We start from the raw sequence: 20,288 nt of genomic DNA on the forward strand, positions 1-20,288 counted from the left end.
TTCGTCGTGGAATTCGTCGGTTGTGTGCGGGGCGGAAAACGAATGTGGGTAGGTCACACCGGAGATGTCGGAGCGGGAGCACTGATGTGCCTCGGGATGGCAGCGATGTGCCTGCCAATGCTTGTCGGTTAAGACTGCCCTAACCGGGGTGGCACAAAGTAAGGAGAAATCAATGGAAGAAATTACACAACAGCAAACGTCGTCTCGGGCCAAGCGCCCATTCTTGCTGAGCGGGGCAGCAGTGCTGGGCGCGATCACGCTGACACTCGGCGGAGCTGTGGCAGCGAACGCGCACGTCACCGTCAGTTCAGACACCGCAGAAGCCGGAGCGTACTCACTCCTCACGTTCAGCGTTCCGCACGGATGCGACGGATCAGCGACAACGGCCGTGTCGATCCAGATCCCCGAAGAAATCAACTCAGTCACCCCGACGCGCAACCCGCTCTACACAGTTGAAACTATCTCTGAGGTCCTCGATACTCCGATCATGGATAGCCACGGAAATGAAGTGACCGAGCGCATCGCGGAGGTCGTCTACACTGCCCAAACCCCGCTGCCTGATGATCAACGGGACGCCTTTGAACTGTCGGTGAAATTACCCGAGAATGCGGCGGGCGCGACGCTGTATTTCCCCACAGTGCAAACCTGCGAGCAGGGTGAGTCGGCGTGGGTGCAGATCGCGGCTGAAGGTCAAGATCCGCACGAACTCGATCTTCCCTCTCCTCAGATCGCGATTAATGAGGCGAGCGCGAATAGCGGTCACGATCACGGCGATCACACCGCCGAAGCTTCAGAAGCCGCGGCGCAGGACGAGAGTTCGAGCGTGCAGACGCCGCTGGTGATCACCGCACTGGTGGTCGGCACTTTGGGGCTCCTTGCTGGCATCGTCGCACTGGTTCGAGGTCGTAAGCAGGCATGAGTCTGACTGTCACGGGAAAGAGGCAGCTCCTAGAGGGGGTGGTCATGCGGTTACTGCTGGCCATCCTCATCGGGTGTGTGCTGACGTTAATTACTGGCGTCCCACCGGCGAATGCGCACGCGATCCTACTGGACACTACGCCGGGCGATGGTGAGGCCCTTGAGCAAGCTCCAGAAACCGCCGAACTGCAGTTCAACGAACCCGTGCAGCTCATCGAGGACGCGATCCGCCTCTTTCCTAGCGACGGCGACCCGATCGCCCTTAATGCGCAGACACATGACCACGCCGTCGTGATCTCCCTACCGGACCGGCTCGCCGACGGCACTTATGCGCTGAGCTACCGGATCGTGTCTGCCGACGGACACCCCGTCGGGGGCGCGATCACCTTCCACATCGGTGAAGCTTCCTCATCAGCTCCGACTCCGGACGCCGAGACAGTGACATCAGCCTACACAGAAGTGACGGTCACCATCTTGACCGTCATTCAATACCTCGGACTACTCGTCTTCGCAGGACTACTTTTTTTCCAAAGCATCATCTTGCGCCCCCGCCAGAGCTTTTGCGTGAGGGCACGGCGTCTCATGAAAATTGCCCTCGGAGGTGGGGTAGCAGCCTCGGTGCTTCTGATACCCACCTCTGCACTGCGCATAACCGGGAACGGCCTGGGATCGATCCCCAACCTTGACAGGTGGCTGCCGGGAGTGCAGTGGCCTCCGATACTCGTTGCGGCCATCGCACTGGCTACTAGTTTTGCTGCCTACCTCCTCAGCGCACGCGCCCGTTACGTGGCAGCCCGAGTCTCGTCGGTACTGCTGGCTGCAGCTGCAACCGCGACGCCAGTACTGGTCGGGCACTCCCGAACCCGGGAACCCGTATGGCTCATGATCGCGGCAGATGTTTCGCACCTTATCGTCGCAGCACTCTGGACGGGCGGAGTAATCGGGCTTCTTCTGTTTTTAACGTCGGTGAGCCCGCGTCGTGGCAGGACCTCCACAAACATTGAACGAGCCACTCGGGTGACTATACGGTTCTCCCGTTTCGCTCTGTATAGTGTGACCCTTCTCGCGGTCAGTGGCACCGTCATGACCGTGCTGATCCTCGACGCACCGGCGCAACTAGTCGATACCGGTTACGGCCTGACCTTGCTACTCAAACTTAGTATCGTCCTCACGCTCATCGCCCTCGCTGCTTGGAATCGTACCCGGCTCCTTCCGCGCATCATCGCCCATCCGACGGCCGGGCTGCGCTGGGCGGCCCTTAAACGCATCCTCAGTTACGAAGCAGCACTCATCGTCGCTGTCATCGCGATCACCGGGTACCTCGGAAACAGCAGCCCGAACCACGCGCACCACCACGGCGGTCAGGCACAAACTGCAGCTCCGCAGGAAACCTCGGTGCGAGTCGAATCGCAAGGCCTAATCGTCGAAGGCTCACTGCATCCCGTCACGACCGGACCTAACACTCTTGTATTCCACCTCGCCTACGAAGGGGAACCTGTCACGCCGGATGAAGTACTGGTCACTGCACGGCTTCCCGAACAACAGCTCGGGCCCATCACCGCGATCACGACATTAGACACCGCGACTGGGAAGTATGAAGCATCGTTCACACTCCCCGTCAGCGGTGAGTGGCAGTTCGAAATCAGTGCCCGTATCTCGACCTATAAACAACCCATAGTGATCGCGACAATTCCCATCGCGTGACGCATGAGCCGGATGAGGTCAGTCGAACTCAAAATTTCGCCCTGGTCACGGGAATCGTTCCGAGGGAAAATCGTCCCGGGCCTTCAACGACGAAAACAACTCAGTGACGTTGCTCTAAGCGATAGCTGCGCCAGTATACGACGGGCACGTTGCTCTCTAGAGAACTCGCTTTTTCTGACCTGCCCTACGGTTTGGTTACCCACCGTCGTGGTGAGGATCAAGCTGGAACAAGTGTCCGTTCGTAGGCTACCTCGACCTCGATCGGGGTGCGATACCCGAGCCCTGAATGTCGCCGCTTCCGGTTGTGGAACACCTCGATGTACTCGAACATGGCGTTCGCGAGTTCAACTCTTGTTGACCATCGCTGCCGATCAAGCAGTTCGATCTGCATTGAGGACCAGAACGATTCCATCATCGCGTTATCAAGCCCATCGCCGATCGACCCGAACGAAGGCATCAGCCCTGCCTCACGAATCTTGTTCGTGAATGCCCAAGAGGTGAATTGCACGCCATGGTCGGCGTGCACCACCCCGCCAGGAGTGGGTTGTCGGTTCTTCAGCGCCATATCGAGCGCGTTGACAACGAGGTTCGAATTCTGAACGGTATCGATCGACCATCCCACGATCTTTCGACTGAAGGTGTCCATCACGCAGCCGCAGAACACCTTGCCTTCTTTCGTTCGATGTTCAGTGATGTCCGTGACCCAGAGTTCGTTCGGTGACAGGCGATGGAACTTCCGATTCACGAGATCATCCGCGGTGACCACGCCACGTAGCTTTTTCACCTTCGCCGGCCCTGGTAGCCCGCGAATGCCCGCGAGGCTCATGAGCACCGCCACGAGACGTTCGCTCACCACCACACCCATCCCCATCGTGAGTTCGGCATGGATACGCCTGGACCCATAGGTTCCTCGGGACGCTTCATGCACCTCGCGGATCAAACCAGTCAGCCATTGTCGTCGCATCTGCGTGCGTGATAGCGGACGTGCGCGATATCGGTAGTAGCCCGGCGAAGATACCCCGAGCACGCGGCAGCACATCTTCACTGAGAACCCGGCGTCGACCAATGCGTCGATCACCGGGTGGATCCTTTTGGGTGCGGGACTTCCTCCCCGAGGAGCTTCGCAGCACGCTTCACGATCTCGAGTTCTTGTTCGAGCTGGTGGGTGCGTTTCCTCGCGCGAGTGAGCTCCACGCTCTCAGCGGTGCTGGTACCGGGGATCTCACCGCGGTCGATTCGGTCTTGTCTGACCCACCGGTGAAGACCTCCTGCGCTGATGCCGAGGTCTTCAGCAACATGTTTTACCGGCTTGCCGGAACGAACGAGTGCGACTGCACGCTGCCGGAACTCTCCGGGATATTGCTTGGGCATAGGAACGAGCCTTTCAGAAGAGAAATGAACTCGATACTCACAAGCCGAAAGGGTAACCAAACCGTAGGGCAGGTCACGGGTTTCTTTTCTTACGCGGCCACGTCGACCGTGGTTCTCATTATGGTCTCGAACTCGATCGGTGTAGGGCGCCCGAGCCCGCGTTGTCGTCGCTTGCGGTGATACTTCCCTTCGACCCATGCGACGATCGCGAGACGAAGTTGTTCTCGTGTAGTCCGGGATTGCCGGTCGAGAACGTTCTTCTGTAGCAGGCTGAAGAAGCTCCATCGCGGCGTTGTCACCACAGGCTCCGACTCTGCCCATCGACCCTTGGGGCTCGTGAACGCGCAGTGCGTGCTGGAATGCTCGGCTTCGAAATTGGCCTCCTCTGTCGCTCTTGGAGCAGGAGAACGAGGTGCTGCGGCGGGCTGATCGCGAAGATGAAAGACCTCCCCGACCTGCTGCGCCGCTCGGTCACATGGGACCAAGGATTCGAAATGCGAAAACATCAGCAGATCGCGATGGACGCCAATATCGACGTGTACTTCTGTGACCCCCACTCACCCTGGCAGCGACCCACAAACGAGAACACCAACGGGCTCCTGCGCCAATACTTCCCCAAAGGCACAGACCTGAGCGTGTACAGCCAGCAAGACCTCGACTACGTCGAATGGGAAATGAACGACCGACCCCGCAAACGCCTCGAATTCGCCAAACCAGCCGAAGTAATCGAAAGCATACTGTTGCGCTAACCACTTGAATCCGCCCGGACAATAATCGGCAAATCTGTTAGACAAGCGGGATCTGTCAGACAAACGGGGTAGGCGATGGCACGCAACCGACGCCTGACCGCAGCATCCGGCACCAATCCAATCGCTGCTGCCCATCACAGCGTTTCGAGGTCTTCGGTCGCCGGGCCTTCGAGCACTTTTCCGTCGGCACCAAAACGCGACCCATGCAGCGGACAATCCCATGAACGCTCGGCGTCGTTCCACGTGACGATCCCGCCCAAGTGCGTGCATACCGCCGAAAGGCGACACACCTCGCCGCCAACTTTCGACGCAGCAACCGGCTTACCACCGTCGTTCCCTACAGTCCCCTGGCCTTCGTGCAGCGTCGATTCAGACACCGGATGCCGCTCGGCACCCACCCACCCCGAAGCCAACCCCGCCCCCACCTCAGCGTTCACCGCCACCGCCGACACGATGTCTTTCGGCAAGGTCAGCCGACGATGCAAAGTGTTAGCCCACTGCATGTTTCCACCCAGCAGATCGGCGGCAATACTCAAAGCTGCCGCAACCGCGTTCGTCATACCCCACTTGTTGTACCCCGTAGCGAGGGCAACCTTTTTGCCCGTGCGCGGCATCCACCCAACGAAAGGAACACGGTTGATGGAACGATAGTCTTGCGCCGACCACGCGTGAGTGCACTGTGCACCCGGAAAATGTTGCAGCGTCCACGCCTCAAGATCATCAACGTATTTACTTGTGGGCCCCTCCCGCCCCACCGTATGGCTATTACCGCCCACGATCAGCAGCTCTTCGCCGCCGACAGTCGCCGTGCGCAACGAACGAGTCGGTTGATCGAACGACAGATACATGCCCTGTGGGAGCACCCCGGCCTCCGGCATCCGGTATGCCTGCGCATAAGACCGCGACGGCTTGACCTTCGCAAAATACAGCCCCCGTTCAAGAATCGGAATGCCCGTCGCAAGAATCACCGTCGTCGCATGCACGGCACCCAGAGTCGTTGCAACCGTGCTGGGTTCGCCCACATCAACGCCCGTCACGCGTGCACCCTCAACAATAATCCCGCCCCGATCACGCACATCGGCCGCGAGGGTACGAAGCACATCCATCGGGTTAAACTGCGCCTGGTCAGCCAACCGAATCGCCCCATACGTCGCAAAAGGCAGCCCGGTTTCGATAACGCTCTCCACCGGCAGGCCCGCCTCGTGACAGGCACGCAGCTCGACATCTACCGCCCCTGCGCCGTCGGGAGTCGCGGCGTACGAGTACGCATCACGGCGTTGAACAGGCACAGTGTGATCGTCAAGATAACGCAGCATCCACTCCTGACCCTCGCGGTTACCCTCCACATACGCCTTCAACACATGCGCCGAACCACGCGCCAGAATGCTCGACAACACCCGGCCCTGCAACAAGCTCAGCTTCGCAGTCGTATGCCCAGTAGTCACCGCACCAATAAAACGCGCCTCCAGCACCGCCACCGAAAGACCAGCCCGAGCCAACAGCAGCGCAGTCGTCAGCCCCGTCAACCCCGCACCAACAACAACCGCGTCATAGGTAGCATCCGGTTCACAAAAGTCGGAAACAGTGCCGGTCTGCTCGGTATCGGTCTGCTCGGTCTCGAGCCACAAAGATGTCATCATCGACCTCCTACTGTCCGCGAACGCGACGCACCCATTACAACTCCCCCGAGACCCCGGATGCAGGGGCCTTGACTCCGCGCCAACGACATGACATGGTCGCTCGCCCATCGTTCCGCACCGGCGTCCCCATCGCCACCGCCATCGCACCCTCCATCCGTCTGACAAATCGCCATCTGTCAGACAAAAATGGCCAAATCTGTCGGACAAGTGGTGATCTGTCAGACGGATGGGGGGTGGCGGCGGTAACAGTGGCAGTGGCGGCAGCAGCGGCGGCAGCAAAAACAGCAAAAGGCCCGCCACCTCGAGGGTGACGGGCCTTTTTGTTATGCCAGTACTTACTCGGCTGCCTCTTCAGCGGGCGCTTCGGCTGCTGCGTCGGCCGCGGGGGCCTCGTCAACAGCGTCAACTGCTGCCTCGTCAACGGCCGACTCGTCGACGACTGTTTCGTCAACGGCAGGCTCTTCAGCCGGAGCAGCCTCTGCCTTAGCAGCGGCCTTCTTCTTCGGCTTGGGCGAGACGGGCTCGAGCACCAGTTCGATAACGGCCATGGGCGCGTTGTCGCCCTTGCGGTTACCTACCTTGACGATGCGGGTGTAGCCGCCTTCGCGCTCGGCAACGAGGGGTGCAATCTCGGCGAAGAGAATGTGCGTTGCTTCTTTGTTGCGCAGCACCGACAGCACGCGGCGACGTGCATGCAGGTCGCCCCGCTTCGCGAAGGTGACAAGACGCTCAGCGAACGGACGAAGGCGCTTCGCTTTCGTCTCGGTTGTTTTGATCGACTTGTTGACGAAAAGAGCTGCTGCGAGGTTCGCGAGAAGCAGACGCTCGTGTGCGGGTCCGCCTCCGAGGCGGGGTCCCTTGCTGGGCTTGGGCATGTTCGTGTTACTCCTGAAAGGAAAGGTCGGGGGTCAGTAGGACTCGTCTTCGGAGCCGCTGTAGAAGTGTGCGCCGTCAAAGCCGGGCACAGAGTCTTTCAGCGTCAGGCCGAGGGCGTCGAGCTTCTCGCGAACCTCGTCCACCGACTTCTGACCGAAATTACGGATGTTCATAAGCTGGGTTTCTGACAGTGCGACCAGCTCAGAAACGGTGTTAATTCCCTCACGCTTGAGGCAGTTGTATGAGCGGACCGAAAGGTCGAGGTCTTCGATCGGCATCGACAGTTCGTTCGAAAGAACTGCTTCTACCGGTGCCGGACCAATCTCAATACCCTCTGCTTCAACGTTCAGTTCGCGTGCGAGACCGAACAGTTCAACCAGCGTGCGACCAGCCGACGCAACCGCGTCACGCGGTGCGATGGAGGGCTTGGTTTCAACGTCGAGGACCAGCTTGTCGAAGTCGGTGCGCTCCCCGGCACGGGTCGCGTCGACACGGTAGCTAACCTTGAGCACCGGCGAGTAGATCGAGTCGACAGGAACCTGTCCGGCCTCGGCGTACTCGTTACGGTTCTGGTCGGCCGAAACGTAGCCACGGCCACGCTCGATGGTCAGTTCGAGTTCGAACTTCGCATTCTCGTTGAGTGTGGCGATAGCCAGTTCAGGGTTGTGAACTTCGACACCGGCCGGTGCCGAAATGTCGGCGGCCGTAACCTGACCCGAACCGGTCTTACGCAGGTAAGCGGTAATGGGTTCGTCGCGTTCGCTCGAAACAACCAGCTGCTTGATGTTGAGGATAATTTCGGTGACATCCTCTTTCACACCGGGGATGGTGCTGAACTCGTGCAGTACGCCATCAATACGAACGCTTGTTACTGCGGCGCCAGGAATCGACGACAGCAGGCTGCGACGCAGCGCGTTACCAATCGTGTAACCGAAACCAGGCTCGAGCGGTTCGATGATGAACCGGCTACGGAATTCGCCGATCTTCTCCTCGGTGAGGGTGGGACGCTGTGCGATGAGCACTATGTGTTCCTTTCGATCACGTGCCCGCTATATGACACGTGCGGTCGGGTGAATCTTGAGTTATGAGTACTCGTACCGCGAAGCGGACGATGACTCGGTGGAGGAAACTGTAGGAGCTTCCTCCACCGAACACAGATCAAACGCGGCGGCGCTTCGGCGGACGGCAGCCGTTGTGTGCCTGCGGCGTTACGTCTTGAATCGAACCAACCTCGAGGCCCGCTGCCTGCAGCGACCGGATGGCGGTTTCGCGGCCCGAACCGGGGCCCTTCACGAAGACGTCGACCTTCTTCACACCGTGCTCAGCAGCCTGACGAGCAGCCGATTCGGCTGCCATTCCTGCGGCGTACGGCGTCGATTTACGTGAGCCTTTGAAGCCCACGCCACCGGACGAAGCCCAGCTGACGACGGCCCCTGAAGGGTCGGTGATCGAAACGATGGTGTTGTTGAACGTCGACTTGATGTGGGCCTGGCCCAGCGCGATGTTCTTTTTATCCTTGCGGCGCGGCTTACGCGCAGCGGCCTTTGGTGCAGCCATGAAAGTTTTCTCCTCTTACCTGGCCGCTTAGCGGGCCTTCTTCTTACCGGCAACTGTGCGCTTTGGTCCCTTACGGGTACGAGCGTTGTTTTTGGTGCGCTGACCACGAACGGGCAGGCCACGACGGTGACGGATGCCCTCGTACGAGCCGATTTCAACCTTGCGGCGAATGTCGGCAGCAACCTCACGGCGAAGGTCACCCTCTACCTTGTAGTTGCCTTCGATGTGGTCACGCAGAGCAACAAGCTGCTCGTCGCTGAGGTCTTTCACGCGAACGTTTTCGTCGACCTCGGTCGCAGCAAGAATTTCGCTGGAACGGGTACGGCCAATGCCGTAAATGTATGTGAGTGCGATCACCACGCGCTTATCGCGCGGGATGTCAACGCCGGCAAGACGTGCCATGCGGTTCTCCTGAACGTGTTGTGGAGGTATGGAGCAGGATAGGTGCCCGGGCCTCCGCCCCGAGGTATCCCCTTCGTCACAAGTGTGTGATGAAAGTTTCTAACCCTGCCGTGTGTGGATATTGAGTTGTTTTCGGATGCTGCTGAATCAGCCCTGGCGCTGTTTGTGGCGCGGGTTGCTCTTGCAGATCACCATGACGCGGCCGTGGCGACGAATCACCTTGCAGTGGTCGCAGATCGGCTTAACGCTGGGGTTGACCTTCATGATTTTCCTATTTCGCTGTCTTCGTGCCCCTGTAACGGGTTAAGCGCCTGTCATATGACAGGCGCAAATTACCCCCACCAGTGGCCGTTACTTCTCAACTGACCTAACGGTAGCGATAGACGATGCGACCACGCGTGAGGTCGTAGGGCGATAGCTCTACAACTACGCGGTCTTCCGGAATGATGCGGATGTAGTTCTGCCGCATCTTGCCCGAGATTGTGGCAAGCACCTTGTGTCCGTTGGTGAGCTCAACACGAAACATCGCATTGGGCAGCGCCTCTGACACCGTGCCTTCAATCTCGATGACACCGTCTTTCTTAGCCATGGGCCTCGCTGACGCTAAAGCAGACCAGTCGATCTGCGGTGGATAATGGAGTTAGTACGCAGGCTTCCGAAAGGACACGCCAAACCTGGGCGCAACGCACCAAAGATCTATGTTATATGCTCCGCGGCTCTGCGGCAAGCTGTGTTGTGCGGCGGCGTGCGCTCGCTTTCGCGACCGGGCGCAACACGCCGCATCGAGCACACCGGATGCAGCATATCGCGACCGGTCGCGCAGGCCTGGCGCGACTGGTCCCGCAGGCTTGGCCCGCGCCGCCTCCCGCGACCGGACGCAACACGCCGCTACGTATGCGATCGTAGCGGCGTGTTGTGCCCTCTCGCGAGTGTTGCGTACCCTCGGGAGGATTGCCTCCCCTCGCGAGTGTGTGCGCACAAAGCGTGAACACGGGTAGTGGAATCGGGCGCGAACGCCCCGTACGGCTACAGCAGGCCAGCACCCACAGGAACACTGATGCTGGTGGAGTCGGTGTAGGTGACGCCGCCAAGCGTCACGGAGAGAGAGACCGGGAAGGAGGCCAGCGCGCTGATGGAGAGGAGATCACTGTTCCCTGCAAGCCCGAACTCGACCGGCACAGCAAGGCTGCCGTTCGAGTCGATGCTGACGGTACGCGTTCCCGTCCACGTCGTGATAGGGAAACCATACTGTATCCCAGTGAGGGGAGTCCTTTGATAGCTGATGGAGCGTTCAGCTGGCGCGGTCACCTGGCCGGCGGCGGCGTAAACACCGAAACCACGAGCGCGGCCGAGAGGGAGGTTGATTCCACCGGGGCGCCCAACGGTTACCGTAATGCTTGCTGCCTCCGTTATCGCGCCGGGGCCGTTCTCGATAGTAAATGCCGTCGGCACCGTGACAAGAGCCTGTGCTGTGAGGACTGATGACCCGTCGAGAAGCCTGAGGGAGAGAAGGCCTGTGTCACTGTCAGACCAGTAGAGGTCAGCGTTATTGACGGAGGCCGACGCCATGGGCACGGCAACAGCAGCAGCAACGACGGGAGCCGACCATGCGGCACCCTTCAATACGGTGCGGCGAGAGAGAGTCTGAGGGGTTTCACTCACAATGGCAGGTCACTTTCGTTAGCAGGGATGAGCGGAAAGCCGCTCATCCCTTCGCAACGAAGGGATCCGAGCCGCAAATTGTATCCGCTATGATTACGCGTTCAACGTACTACCCCAGCAAGCCCTGCTGAGTTTTTGTCCGCTAGAAGATTAGCTATATAGAAGACGTTTGCGGGTGGGTGTGACCTCTCTCACACACCCACCCGTACGCTACTGAGTGCCTCAGCTGGTCGCGCTGCGGCGCAGCATCATCAGCAGCACACCGGCACCGGCTGCAAACACGCCAACCATAATCATCGACACCGGCACGATGGCGCCTGTGACAGCAAGACCACCATCGCCATCAGGTTGCTCGGAAGGAGCATCCGGAGTCGCTGTCGGCACAGGAGTGGGCTCAGGCGTGACTTCAGCCTCAGGAGTCTCCGTCGGCTCAGGAGTGACCTCAGGAGTCCCGCTGGGCTCTGGCGTCGGCTCAGGCGTAACCTCGGGAGCATCTGTCGGTTCGGGAGTGGGCTCCGAAGTCGGGTCAGACGTGGGCTCGGGAGTCGGGTCGGGCGTGGGTTCCGGCGTGGGCTCGGGCGTGACCTCAGGCTCGGGGTCGCAGCCGAAGTTTTCGTCGATGAACGGATAGTTGTGGTGCTCATTACCCACACCGTGCATACGCACAGAACCGTTGACGAGCAGGCGACCATTGGTGCTCGCCGTGAACTCCAGCTCGTACTCCGACTTGTCGGTGTTGACCGTAGGGATAAGCAGTGAACCGAGAACCTGCGAAGAGCCGAGAACCTTAACGTTTACGGCATCCGGAAAGTTCCAGATAGTGCGAGCGGCAACCTTACCGAAGCCGTCAACACCGGGTGACGGGTTGTCAATGCGGTCGGTACCGGCGAACTTGCTGTTCTCGGTAATAACGTTGGGTGCCCACCGAACCTGCTCACCCGTCACGTTGATCACGACGCGCGCACCATCAGCAATACCGGTGAAGTCGTACTCTGTGGCCGCCAGGTCGTCTCCGGCGATTTCGAACACTTCAGATTCTGCGCCCGTGCCGGCGAATGTGAGCCGTGCGCCTTCACGTATAGCGTCTCCGGTGCTCGCCAGGCCCGCGAACTTGCGTGATGCCTGTGCGATGTCGTCGCTCAGGGCATCCCAGTCAGCGGTGGCTGCTGTGCCGAGGCCGGTCAGTACGTTTCCGCCGTTGGCGTCGAGGCGGGTCTGGGCTTCGCTGGGCACGAATGTTCCACCAATGAGCACTTGGCCGCCGCCGGCGTGGTCGCGCACGGGGCTGCCGACGAGCACTCGGTTGCCGTCGATGATGGAGAGGTCGCCGCCGATGGCGAGCATGGTTTCTCCCGGGTCGGGCACGACTCCAGAGCCAACACCGACCGTGCCAATGTTGAGCACGCGGTGGTTGTGCATTGCGACAGAGACGTTGCCGTTAACGACGACGAGGCCTTCGATTTCGGCGGCTGCGCGGTCGACGAGAAGGTCGCCTCCTACGTAGACCGAGACGTTCTCATCGCTCAAGAACGATCCGGTATTCGACGGACTGGGAATTTCGGTGGGTTCGCATGCCTGCGCGGCGGCAAAGCCCGATGATGCTGTGCACAAAGCACCGACGACGCCTGCGGTGATCGCTGCTGCGACCAGGCGGCTTCGCCGGGGGTGTCGTACAGGCACGGTGAACATCGTTGACATCGTTGCCTTTCCAAGGGGGGGATTCTGTGAAGGGACAACGTTTGTAACTTTAGTTTACAAACGTTGTCGCGATCATAGCGGAACCGCGGTGTCGTGTGCGGGCCCCTGTGGAATACTTCGAAATATGTGGGCGGGCGCGGTGGTGAAGCATCCAGAAACGCAGATTGGCGGGGCTGTGAACCGTGTCACAACCCCGCCGACCGAAAACGCAGTGCGCTACTTTGCGAGCAGTTTGCTCAGCACCGTCTGGCGATCGTTCGGTGCAACATAATCGCCGTTGACCACAATCGTGGGGGTTGCAGACCGCCCATCAGGGCCAGCCGGGAGCTCCCCCGTGTGCGCATCAACAAACTTGGAATATGTACCCTCGGTGATGCACGACGCCGCACCGTCGGCACCAGCATCCGAAGCCAACGAAATAAGCTGGTCGTCGCTCAGACCGGGCGTATTTTCGCTCGGCTGATTCGCAAACATCGAGTTAAAGAACGGCAGAGCAGCCGCTTCGTTATCGGATGCAACACAGTAGAACGCGTTGCCGGCCCGAGTCGAGAAGTCCGTTCCCTGCGAGAAACGGTTCAGAATCGCCACCGGGTGCACCCGCAGCGTGATTTCGTCATCAAGAGCAGCCTGCTGCAGCTGACCGCCCCACTGATCCTCAAACGTCGCACACGCCGGGCACATGAAGTCGACATACGTGTCAACGACATCGGCGCCGGTACCGAACTCAATCGCGCCCGATTCGGGGTCAACAATCGAAGCCTCAGGAGCCTCACCCGGGTCCGTAGCCTTGTTGTTCACAATGATCACGAGCGTGCCCACGCCAACCAGCGCAAGCACAACAACAGCTGTGATGATGATGGCGAACCAGTTGGTCGTGCCTTTAGCAGCGGCCATTATTTTCCGATCTCTCGCGGCTCAACACCAAAAGGCGCCAAACCTGCCTTACCTCCGTCGGGCGCTGTCAGCACCCAGACTCCCCCATCATGCACGGCAACGCTATGTTCCCAATGAGAACCGTCTGAACCGTCAACGGTCGTCACAGTCCAGTCGTCATCTTCAACAAAGGTCTGTTCCGACCCATCGGTCACCATCGGCTCGATAGCCACAACAAGCCCCGGGCGCACATCAGCACCACGGTCAGCAGTGCGATAGTTGAACACCGTCGGGGCCTCGTGCATACGGCGACCAATACCGTGTCCCACATATTCACGCAAAATGCCATAGCTGGTACCTGCCTTTGCAGCATTCGTTGATGCCAGCGGCTCCTGCGCTTCGATGTACTCCTGAATTGCCGCGCCCACCTCGCCCAAATGCGAAGCCGACGCTAGCGCCGCAATACCGGCCCACAGCGATCCCTCAGTCACCCGCGACAACTCTTCGCGACGAGCGACAACGTCGGGTTGCGCAGCATCCGGAATCACCACACTGATCGCGCTATCACCATTCCAGCCACGAAACTGTGCACCGCAGTCGATCGAAACGATATCGCCCGGCTGCAACACGCGGTCGCCAGGAATGCCATGCACCACCTGATCATTCACCGAAATACAGGTCGTATGGCGGTAACCACGCACGAGCTGAAAGTTCGACTCCGCACCGCGACCCACGATGATGCGATTCGCTTCGGCGTCGAGCTGCGCGGTCGTAACACCGGGCTTGATCAGCGCGCGCACGCCCGCAAGAGCTTCGGCAGTGATGAGGCCGGGTTCCACCATCGCACGAAGCTGCGACGGTGACTTATAGATTGAACGCCGAAACACCATCAAACCGTGGCCGGAACAATCCCTCGGGCTTCCAGCGCCGAAAGAATACGTGCCGTAATAGCGTCGAGCTCGCCCGTGCCATCGATCGTGTCGACAATGCCTCGTTCGCCATACACCGCAATAATCGGTGCCGTCTCGCGCTCATAAATATCGAGTCGGTAAGCAATGGCTTCTTCGGTGTCGTCAGCGCGGCCCTGATCGACGGCGCGCTGACGCAGACGCGCCATGCTCTCGTCACGAGCAACATCGAGCAGAATCACGGCATCAAGCTTTTCGCCCTTCGCCGCCAAAAACTCATCCAGGTGTCGCACCTGCACCGCATTACGCGGATAGCCGTCGAGCAAGAAACCCGCGGCTGCATCGTCTTGCGTCAACCGGTCACGAACAATCTCGCTCGTAAGCTCATCGGGCACCAGGTCACCGCGCTGCGTGATCTCGGTCACCTGCTGGCCCAGAGGAGTGCCCTCTTTAATGTTCGCGCGAAAAATATCGCCGGTCGAAACGACAGGAATACCAAAGGCTTCGCCAATACGCACACCCTGTGTGCCCTTGCCTGAACCCTGAGGCCCAACAATCAGCAGCCGTGCAACCGCGCCAGAACCATTACCTGCGTTGTTCGGTTGAACCGTTGTCATCGAAGAAGCCCTTCATAGTGTCGTTGCTGAAGCTGTGCATCAATCTGCTTGACCGTCTCAAGACCAACGCCCACGATAATCAGAATCGATGCGCCACCGAAGGGGAAGTCTTGGTTGGCACCGATCGTCGAAAGAGCAACGAGCGGAATCAACGCGATGATACCCAGGTACAAAGAACCGGGGAACGTGATGCGTGTAAGTACGTAATCGAGGTACTCGGCGGTGGGACGACCAGCCCGGATGCCGGGAATAAAGCCACCGTACTTCTTCATGTTGTCGGCCACCTCGACAGGGTTGAACGTGATCGCAACATAGAAATAGGTGAAACCGATGTTCAGCAAGAAGTAGACGACCATGTAGATCCAGTCGTCACCGGTGGCAAGGTGGGTCATGACCCACGTGGTCCACTCGGGCGGTGTCGAGCCGTCTTGCGGAATATTGAACTGCGCGATGAGCATCGGCACGTACAGCAGCGATGAGGCAAAGATCACCGGAATCACACCGGCCATGTTCACCTTCAACGGAATGTAGGTGTTCGTGCCGCCATAGGTGCGACGCCCCACCATACGCTTGGCGTACTGCACGGGAATGCGACGCTGTGACTGCTCAACGAACACGACAGCCGTCATCACCAAGATTCCGACGACCATCACCAGCAGGAAGGTCTCGAAGCCGCGCGTCTGCCAGATGAGGCCGACAGCGCCAGGGAAGGTGGCGGCGATCGAAGCGAAGATGAGCAGCGACATACCGTTACCGATACCGCGCTCGGTCACCAGCTCGGCGAACCACATGATGAGGCCTGTACCGGCCGTCAACGCCATGATCATGAGCAACTGTGCCCACCAGGCGTCATTGGTCAATACGTTGTTACACGCGGCGACACCGGTCTGCCCAAAGAGCTGACCGCTGCGAGCCACTGTTACCAGCGTCGTCGACTGCAACAGTGCCAGCGCGATTGTCAGGTAACGCGTGTACTGCGTGAGCTTGGCCTGGCCCGCCTGACCCTCTTTGTGAAGAGTTTCAAAGTGAGGGATGACCACACGCAGCAGCTGGGTGATGATGGTGGCCGTAATGTACGGCATGACACCCAGCGAGAAGATGGAGAGTCTCAGAAGCGCGCCACCTGAGAAAAGGTTGACGAGTCCGAGAAGACCTTCGGTGCTGCTCGAAACAGCAAGACATTCCTCAACGTTCGGGAAATGCACGAAGGGAGCGGGCACCGCAGAACCCAGACGGTACAGCGCAATGATGGCGAGGGTGAAACCGATCTTCCGCCTCAGATCGGGCGTGCGGAAGATCCGCGCGATGGCGCTAAACAAAAGTTTTCCTCCTGAGGGGATTGCCGTGCCGCAATGGACGGACGAAAGACCAGAGTAACCCAAAGAGGGGCCGGATATTGTTCCGGCCCCTCTTCCTGTGGTTACTTGACGGAGCCGCCCGCCGCCACGATCTTCTGCTCGGCAGAGCCCGAGACCTTGTCGACCGTGACAGTCAGCTTGACCGAGATGTCGCCGTCACCAAGGACCTTGACCTTCTCGTTCTTACGCACCGCACCCTTAGCAACGAGGTCACCGACCGTGACGTCGCCACCGTTGGGGTACAGTTCGGCCAGCTTGTCGAGGTTGACAACCTGGTACTCCACACGGAACGGGTTCTTAAACCCGCGCAGTTTCGGCGTGCGCATGTGCAGAGGCATCTGCCCACCCTCGAAACCGACCTTCACGGTGTTCCGGGCCTTCGTGCCCTTCGTACCGCGACCAGCAGTCTTACCGCGACCCGAGCCGTCACCACGACCAACGCGCTGCTTCGTAGCCTTCGCTCCGGGAACAGGACGCAGGTGGTGAACCTTCACAACACCGGGACGCGACGTTGCAACATCAGACTTCTCTGATGCCTTGGATGCAGTCTTGGCGGGAGCCTTCTTTGCAGGCGCCTTCTTGGCCGCCGGCTTGTCTGCTGCAGCCTTCGCTGTCTTCTTTTCAGCCTTCTCGGCTGCGGCAGCCGCCTCAGCGGCGTCGTTCTTCTCAGCCATTAGTCGATCTCCTCAACCTGGACGAGGTGAGCGACGGTGTTGACGTAGCCGCGAGTCTGCGAGTCATCCGGGCGGATAACCGAGTCGCCGATCTTCTTCAAACCGAGGCTGCGCAGCGTGTCGCGCTGGTTCTGCTTTTCGCTCACCTTGGACTTGATCTGCGTGACCTTGAGCCGTGCGGCCATCAGGCACCTACCTTCTGCGTGGCGGCGGCTGCAGCAGCGGCCTTCGCCTCGTTGCGGATGATGATCTCCGGCACGACAGCGTCGTACTCGAGACCACGGCGCGCGGCAACAGCACGAGGAGCCTCCAGGCTCTTGAGTGCCTCAACTGTCGCGGCCACGATGTTCAGGGTGTTCGACGAACCCAACGACTTCGACAGCACGTCGTGGATACCGGCGCACTCCAGTACGGCACGCACCGGACCACCGGCGATAACACCGGTACCCGCAGCGGCCGGACGAAGCAGCACAACACCGGCAGCGGTCTCGCCCTGAATCGGGTGAGGAATGGTGCTGCCAACGCGAGGAACACGGAAGAAGTTGCGCTTGGCCTCTTCTACACCCTTCGAAATTGCGAGGGGAACCTCACGAGCCTTGCCGTAGCCAACACCCACGAGGCCGTTACCGTCGCCCACCACAACGAGTGCGGTGAAGCTGAAACGGCGTCCGCCCTTAACAACCTTCGAAACACGGTTGATCGTGACAACACGCTCAAGGAACTGGTTGTCGCCACGGTCACGCGAGTTGCGGTCGCGCGAGTTGCGGTCACGACCGCCTCGGCGCCCTTCGCGCTGGTCACGGCCACCACGCTCTTCGCGTGCCGGCTGCTCGGTCGTGGTTCCGGCGGCTTCTGCCGTCTCGGTCACTTCTTTCTCCTTGTTGTCACTCACAGTGCCAGCCCCCCTTCGCGGGCGCCATCGGCGATCGCCGCGACGCGGCCCGCGTAACGGTTGCCACCGCGGTCAAAAACGACCTCAGAAATACCGGCGGCCTTTGCGCGCTCGGCAACCAGCTCGCCCACTTTGCGGGCCTTAGCGGTTTTGTCACCATCGAGAGCACGAAGATCGGTCTCGAGTGTAGAGGCGGATGCCACCGTGTGGCCCTTGCTGTCGTCGACGAGCTGCACGAACACGTGGCGTGCAGAACGCGTCACGACCAGACGGGGGCGCTGCTCGGTTCCGACAATCTTCTTGCGCAGGCGGGCGTGACGACGAGCACGCGCTGCGGTCTTCGACTTCACAGCCATGATTACTTACCAGCCTTTCCGGCCTTGCGACGCACGACCTCGCCGGCGTAGCGCACACCCTTGCCCTTATAAGGCTCGGGCTTGCGGATCTTGCGGATGTTTGCAGCAGTCTCACCGACCACCTGCTTGGAGATACCGGTCACGGTCACCTTGTTGGCACCCTCGACGGCAAACGTGATGCCGGCAGGAGGCTCAACAACAACCGGATGCGAGAAGCCCAGCGCAAACTCGAGCGAGCTGCCCTTCTGCTGCACACGGAATCCGGTACCGACAACCTCGAGAGCCTTCGAGTAGCCCTGGGTAACACCAATGATGTCGTTGTAGATGAGAGTGCGGGTCAGGCCGTGCAGCGAACGCGATTCGCGCTCGTCATCGGGACGAGTAACAAGTACCTGTCCTTCTTCGACCGAAACCTCGATGGGGCTGGCCACCTGCTGGGTCAATTCACCCTTGGGGCCCTTCACCGAGACCTGGTTGCCGTCAACCGAAACGGTAACGCCTGCAGGAATCTCGATGGGAAGTCGTCCAATACGCGACATGTTGAATCACCACACGTAGGCGAGAACTTCTCCGCCCACGCCCTTCTGTTCTGCCTGACGGTCAGTGAGAAGACCGGAGGAGGTGGACAGGATGGCTACGCCAAGACCGCCCAAGACCTTCGGCAGCTCGGTCGACTTCGCGTATACACGAAGACCGGGCTTAGAGACACGCTTGACGCCAGAGATCGAGCGCTCACGGTTCGGGCCGTACTTCAGAGTCAGCTTCAGGTCTTTACCAACACGAGCATCAACGGTCTCGAAGCCGGCAATGAAACCCTCGCGCTGCAGAATTTCGGCGATGTGGGTTTTCAGCTTGCTCGACGGCATAGACACAGAGTCGTGGTGCGCCGAGTTCGCGTTGCGCAGACGGGTCAGCATATCTGCGACCGGGTCTGTCATTGTCATAATATTTTTCCTTCGATCATGAGGTTTCGACTGCCGTTACACGACAGGCGACCTGCTATGAACACACAATTTTCAATTGTATGACACATCAGGGCCCGGCTACTGGCACGAACCCAGTAGCCGGGCATCCGGAGTGAAAAACGCTTACGCGTCTTCGGCCTTAAACGGGAAGCCGATGTGACGCAGCAGTGCACGCCCCTCAGCATCCGTCTTCGCGGTCGTAACAACCGTGATGTCAAAGCCGCGTACGCGATCAACCTTGTCCTGGTCGATCTCGTGGAACACGCTCTGCTCTGAAAGGCCGAAAGTGTAGTTGCCGTGACCATCGAACTGCTTCGGTGACAGACCACGGAAGTCGCGGATACGCGGCAGAGCCAACGACACGAGACGGTCGAGGAACTCCCACGCGCGGTCTCCACGCATAGTGACGTGAGCACCAATGGCCTGGCCGTCACGCAGTTTGAACTGCGCGATTGACTTGCGTGCCTTCGTGACGATCGGCTTCTGACCGGTAATGCGGGTCAGGTCGTCGATCGCGCCGTCGATCACCTTGCTGTCGCGGGCTGCTTCACCGACACCGGTGTTGACAACAACCTTGACCAGACCGGGGATCTGCATCACGTTCTTGTAGCCGAATTCTTCCTGCAGTTTCTGCTGGATTTCGGCTTTGTACTTCTGCTTCAGGCGCGGCTGGATCTTGCCAGCCTGCGCGGCAGTGGCTTCGCTCATCAGAGGTCCTTACCTGACTTCTTGGCGTAGCGCACGCGAACCGTACGCTTCACGCCGTCCTTGACCTGCTCCTCTTCGCGGAAACCAACACGGGTCGGCTTCTTTGTTGACGGGTCGACGAGGGCGACGTTGGAAATGTGAATAGGTGCCTCGACGGTCTCAAGACCACCTGTCTTGGTGCCACGCTGCGTCTGGCCGACACGCGTGTGCTTGGTGACATAGTTGACACCCTCAACGACAACACGGTTCTGCTCGACAAGGACCTCGAGGACCTTGCCCTGCTTACCGCGGTCGCCACCACGCTCGGGCTTGGCGCCCGAGATGACCTGAACCAGGTCGCCCTTCTTGATTTTCGCCATA

At 59.7% G+C, this 20,288-nt stretch carries 23 protein-coding genes and 3 pseudogenes; 3 read left to right on the forward strand and 23 right to left on the reverse strand.

Annotated features, from left to right (window positions below; all coding sequences use genetic code 11):
• The first annotated feature begins 172 nt into the window (after positions 1-172).
• Together ACQUSW_RS10575 and ACQUSW_RS10580 are read left to right on the forward strand one after the other, a co-directional pair.
• Entirely contained in the window at positions 173-919 is a 747-nt protein-coding gene (locus ACQUSW_RS10575; protein WP_428932271.1) for a YcnI family copper-binding membrane protein, read from the forward strand.
• Between the two features lie 44 nt (positions 920-963).
• A complete protein-coding gene (locus ACQUSW_RS10580; protein ID WP_428932272.1) occupies positions 964-2,622 on the forward strand; it encodes a copper resistance protein CopC in 1,659 nt (552 codons plus the stop codon).
• Positions 2,623-2,839: 217 nt separating this feature from the next.
• Here the strand turns inward: ACQUSW_RS10580 and ACQUSW_RS10585 are convergent.
• Positions 2,840-3,993 (reverse strand): annotated as a pseudogene (locus tag ACQUSW_RS10585) (IS3 family transposase).
• Between the two features lie 89 nt (positions 3,994-4,082).
• Positions 4,083-4,386 (reverse strand): annotated as a pseudogene (locus ACQUSW_RS10590) (integrase core domain-containing protein); the annotation flags it as partial.
• A 32-nt stretch (positions 4,387-4,418) separates the two neighbouring features.
• On the opposite strand from ACQUSW_RS10590, the pseudogene ACQUSW_RS10595 reads away from it, so the two are divergent.
• Positions 4,419-4,742 (forward strand): annotated as a pseudogene (locus ACQUSW_RS10595) (IS30 family transposase); the annotation flags it as partial.
• A 134-nt stretch (positions 4,743-4,876) separates the two neighbouring features.
• Here ACQUSW_RS10595 and ACQUSW_RS10600 read toward each other — a convergent pair.
• From ACQUSW_RS10600 to rplX, 21 genes are all read right to left on the reverse strand, one after another.
• Positions 4,877-6,382: an FAD-dependent oxidoreductase gene (locus ACQUSW_RS10600; RefSeq protein ID WP_428932273.1), complete on the reverse strand. Its 1,506-nt coding sequence runs from the start codon at positions 6,380-6,382 to the stop codon at positions 4,877-4,879.
• A 335-nt stretch (positions 6,383-6,717) separates the two neighbouring features.
• Positions 6,718-7,257: a 50S ribosomal protein L17 gene (gene rplQ, locus ACQUSW_RS10605; RefSeq protein WP_428932274.1), complete on the reverse strand. Its 540-nt coding sequence runs from the start codon at positions 7,255-7,257 to the stop codon at positions 6,718-6,720.
• Positions 7,258-7,290: 33 nt separating this feature from the next.
• Positions 7,291-8,280 carry a DNA-directed RNA polymerase subunit alpha gene (locus ACQUSW_RS10610; protein WP_428932275.1) on the reverse strand — a complete coding sequence of 330 codons (990 nt, stop codon included), beginning with the start codon at positions 8,278-8,280 and terminating at the stop codon, positions 7,291-7,293.
• Between the two features lie 136 nt (positions 8,281-8,416).
• Positions 8,417-8,815 (reverse strand): 30S ribosomal protein S11, encoded by a 399-nt coding sequence (gene rpsK, locus ACQUSW_RS10615; protein ID WP_428932276.1) that lies wholly within the window; start codon positions 8,813-8,815, stop codon positions 8,417-8,419.
• A 27-nt stretch (positions 8,816-8,842) separates the two neighbouring features.
• Positions 8,843-9,217 carry a 30S ribosomal protein S13 gene (rpsM, locus tag ACQUSW_RS10620; RefSeq protein WP_428932277.1) on the reverse strand — a complete coding sequence of 125 codons (375 nt, stop codon included), beginning with the start codon at positions 9,215-9,217 and terminating at the stop codon, positions 8,843-8,845.
• A 147-nt stretch (positions 9,218-9,364) separates the two neighbouring features.
• Positions 9,365-9,481, reverse strand: coding sequence for a 50S ribosomal protein L36 (rpmJ, locus tag ACQUSW_RS10625; protein ID WP_005050492.1), 117 nt, complete (start codon positions 9,479-9,481; stop codon positions 9,365-9,367).
• 103 nt (positions 9,482-9,584) lie between these two features.
• The gene (gene infA, locus ACQUSW_RS10630; protein WP_013583992.1) at positions 9,585-9,806 is read right to left on the reverse strand and encodes a translation initiation factor IF-1; all 222 of its coding nucleotides are present in this window, start codon (positions 9,804-9,806) and stop codon (positions 9,585-9,587) included.
• 437 nt (positions 9,807-10,243) lie between these two features.
• Positions 10,244-10,879, reverse strand: coding sequence for a hypothetical protein (locus ACQUSW_RS10635; protein ID WP_428932278.1), 636 nt, complete (start codon positions 10,877-10,879; stop codon positions 10,244-10,246).
• Positions 10,880-11,101: 222 nt separating this feature from the next.
• Positions 11,102-12,568, reverse strand: coding sequence for a choice-of-anchor A family protein (locus ACQUSW_RS10640; protein WP_428932279.1), 1,467 nt, complete (start codon positions 12,566-12,568; stop codon positions 11,102-11,104).
• 225 nt (positions 12,569-12,793) lie between these two features.
• Complete coding sequence (locus tag ACQUSW_RS10645) at positions 12,794-13,471, reverse strand: DsbA family protein (protein WP_428932280.1); 678 nt, start codon at positions 13,469-13,471, stop codon at positions 12,794-12,796.
• Positions 13,471-14,340 (reverse strand): type I methionyl aminopeptidase, encoded by an 870-nt coding sequence (map, locus tag ACQUSW_RS10650; protein ID WP_428932281.1) that lies wholly within the window; start codon positions 14,338-14,340, stop codon positions 13,471-13,473. The genes ACQUSW_RS10645 and map overlap by 1 nt, the downstream gene beginning before the upstream one ends.
• The gene (locus ACQUSW_RS10655; protein ID WP_428932282.1) at positions 14,340-14,975 is read right to left on the reverse strand and encodes an adenylate kinase; all 636 of its coding nucleotides are present in this window, start codon (positions 14,973-14,975) and stop codon (positions 14,340-14,342) included. Before ACQUSW_RS10655 ends, map begins: the two co-directional genes overlap by 1 nt.
• Complete coding sequence (gene secY, locus ACQUSW_RS10660) at positions 14,972-16,294, reverse strand: preprotein translocase subunit SecY (protein ID WP_428932283.1); 1,323 nt, start codon at positions 16,292-16,294, stop codon at positions 14,972-14,974. Before secY ends, ACQUSW_RS10655 begins: the two co-directional genes overlap by 4 nt.
• Positions 16,295-16,395: 101 nt before the next feature.
• A complete protein-coding gene (gene rplO, locus ACQUSW_RS10665; RefSeq protein WP_428932284.1) occupies positions 16,396-17,007 on the reverse strand; it encodes a 50S ribosomal protein L15 in 612 nt (203 codons plus the stop codon).
• Positions 17,007-17,192 (reverse strand): 50S ribosomal protein L30, encoded by a 186-nt coding sequence (gene rpmD / locus ACQUSW_RS10670; protein ID WP_428932285.1) that lies wholly within the window; start codon positions 17,190-17,192, stop codon positions 17,007-17,009. The genes rplO and rpmD overlap by 1 nt, the downstream gene beginning before the upstream one ends.
• Positions 17,192-17,899 carry a 30S ribosomal protein S5 gene (gene rpsE / locus ACQUSW_RS10675; protein ID WP_428932286.1) on the reverse strand — a complete coding sequence of 236 codons (708 nt, stop codon included), beginning with the start codon at positions 17,897-17,899 and terminating at the stop codon, positions 17,192-17,194. The genes rpmD and rpsE overlap by 1 nt, the downstream gene beginning before the upstream one ends.
• Positions 17,896-18,255, reverse strand: a complete 360-nt coding sequence (gene rplR / locus ACQUSW_RS10680) for a 50S ribosomal protein L18 (protein ID WP_428932287.1) — start codon at positions 18,253-18,255, stop codon at positions 17,896-17,898. The genes rpsE and rplR overlap by 4 nt, the downstream gene beginning before the upstream one ends.
• Before the next feature lie 2 nt (positions 18,256-18,257).
• A complete protein-coding gene (gene rplF, locus ACQUSW_RS10685; protein ID WP_428932288.1) occupies positions 18,258-18,794 on the reverse strand; it encodes a 50S ribosomal protein L6 in 537 nt (178 codons plus the stop codon).
• Positions 18,795-18,800: 6 nt separating this feature from the next.
• Positions 18,801-19,199, reverse strand: a complete 399-nt coding sequence (rpsH, locus tag ACQUSW_RS10690; protein WP_428932289.1) for a 30S ribosomal protein S8 — start codon at positions 19,197-19,199, stop codon at positions 18,801-18,803.
• A gap of 144 nt (positions 19,200-19,343) precedes the next feature.
• Complete coding sequence (rplE, locus tag ACQUSW_RS10695) at positions 19,344-19,928, reverse strand: 50S ribosomal protein L5 (protein ID WP_428932290.1); 585 nt, start codon at positions 19,926-19,928, stop codon at positions 19,344-19,346.
• Positions 19,928-20,287 (reverse strand): 50S ribosomal protein L24, encoded by a 360-nt coding sequence (gene rplX / locus ACQUSW_RS10700; RefSeq protein ID WP_428932291.1) that lies wholly within the window; start codon positions 20,285-20,287, stop codon positions 19,928-19,930. The genes rplE and rplX overlap by 1 nt, the downstream gene beginning before the upstream one ends.
• Between the last annotated feature and the right edge of the window lies 1 nt (position 20,288).

Source organism: Microbacterium luticellae, assembly GCF_050408645.1.
Taxonomy (GTDB): domain Bacteria; phylum Actinomycetota; class Actinomycetes; order Actinomycetales; family Microbacteriaceae; genus Microbacterium.

What these genes read in the sequence shown, in the direction of transcription:
- ACQUSW_RS10575 (WP_428932271.1), top strand. Translation starts at nt 173, where the DNA reads ATGGAAGAAATTACACAACAGCAAACGTCGTCTCGGGCCAAGCGCCCA.
- ACQUSW_RS10580 (WP_428932272.1), top strand. Translation starts at nt 964, where the DNA reads ATGCGGTTACTGCTGGCCATCCTCATCGGGTGTGTGCTGACGTTAATT.
- ACQUSW_RS10600 (WP_428932273.1), bottom strand. Translation starts at nt 6,382, where the DNA reads ATGATGACATCTTTGTGGCTCGAGACCGAGCAGACCGATACCGAGCAG.
- rplQ (WP_428932274.1), bottom strand. Translation starts at nt 7,257, where the DNA reads ATGCCCAAGCCCAGCAAGGGACCCCGCCTCGGAGGCGGACCCGCACAC.
- rpsK (WP_428932276.1), bottom strand. Translation starts at nt 8,815, where the DNA reads ATGGCTGCACCAAAGGCCGCTGCGCGTAAGCCGCGCCGCAAGGATAAA.
- rpsM (WP_428932277.1), bottom strand. Translation starts at nt 9,217, where the DNA reads ATGGCACGTCTTGCCGGCGTTGACATCCCGCGCGATAAGCGCGTGGTG.
- rpmJ (WP_005050492.1), bottom strand. Translation starts at nt 9,481, where the DNA reads ATGAAGGTCAACCCCAGCGTTAAGCCGATCTGCGACCACTGCAAGGTG.
- infA (WP_013583992.1), bottom strand. Translation starts at nt 9,806, where the DNA reads ATGGCTAAGAAAGACGGTGTCATCGAGATTGAAGGCACGGTGTCAGAG.
- ACQUSW_RS10640 (WP_428932279.1), bottom strand. Translation starts at nt 12,568, where the DNA reads ATGTTCACCGTGCCTGTACGACACCCCCGGCGAAGCCGCCTGGTCGCA.
- ACQUSW_RS10645 (WP_428932280.1), bottom strand. Translation starts at nt 13,471, where the DNA reads ATGGCCGCTGCTAAAGGCACGACCAACTGGTTCGCCATCATCATCACA.
- map (WP_428932281.1), bottom strand. Translation starts at nt 14,340, where the DNA reads ATGGTGTTTCGGCGTTCAATCTATAAGTCACCGTCGCAGCTTCGTGCG.
- ACQUSW_RS10655 (WP_428932282.1), bottom strand. Translation starts at nt 14,975, where the DNA reads ATGACAACGGTTCAACCGAACAACGCAGGTAATGGTTCTGGCGCGGTT.
- rplO (WP_428932284.1), bottom strand. Translation starts at nt 17,007, where the DNA reads ATGGCTGAGAAGAACGACGCCGCTGAGGCGGCTGCCGCAGCCGAGAAG.
- rpmD (WP_428932285.1), bottom strand. Translation starts at nt 17,192, where the DNA reads ATGGCCGCACGGCTCAAGGTCACGCAGATCAAGTCCAAGGTGAGCGAA.
- rplR (WP_428932287.1), bottom strand. Translation starts at nt 18,255, where the DNA reads ATGGCTGTGAAGTCGAAGACCGCAGCGCGTGCTCGTCGTCACGCCCGC.
- rplF (WP_428932288.1), bottom strand. Translation starts at nt 18,794, where the DNA reads ATGTCGCGTATTGGACGACTTCCCATCGAGATTCCTGCAGGCGTTACC.
- rpsH (WP_428932289.1), bottom strand. Translation starts at nt 19,199, where the DNA reads ATGACAATGACAGACCCGGTCGCAGATATGCTGACCCGTCTGCGCAAC.
- rplE (WP_428932290.1), bottom strand. Translation starts at nt 19,928, where the DNA reads ATGAGCGAAGCCACTGCCGCGCAGGCTGGCAAGATCCAGCCGCGCCTG.
- rplX (WP_428932291.1), bottom strand. Translation starts at nt 20,287, where the DNA reads ATGGCGAAAATCAAGAAGGGCGACCTGGTTCAGGTCATCTCGGGCGCC.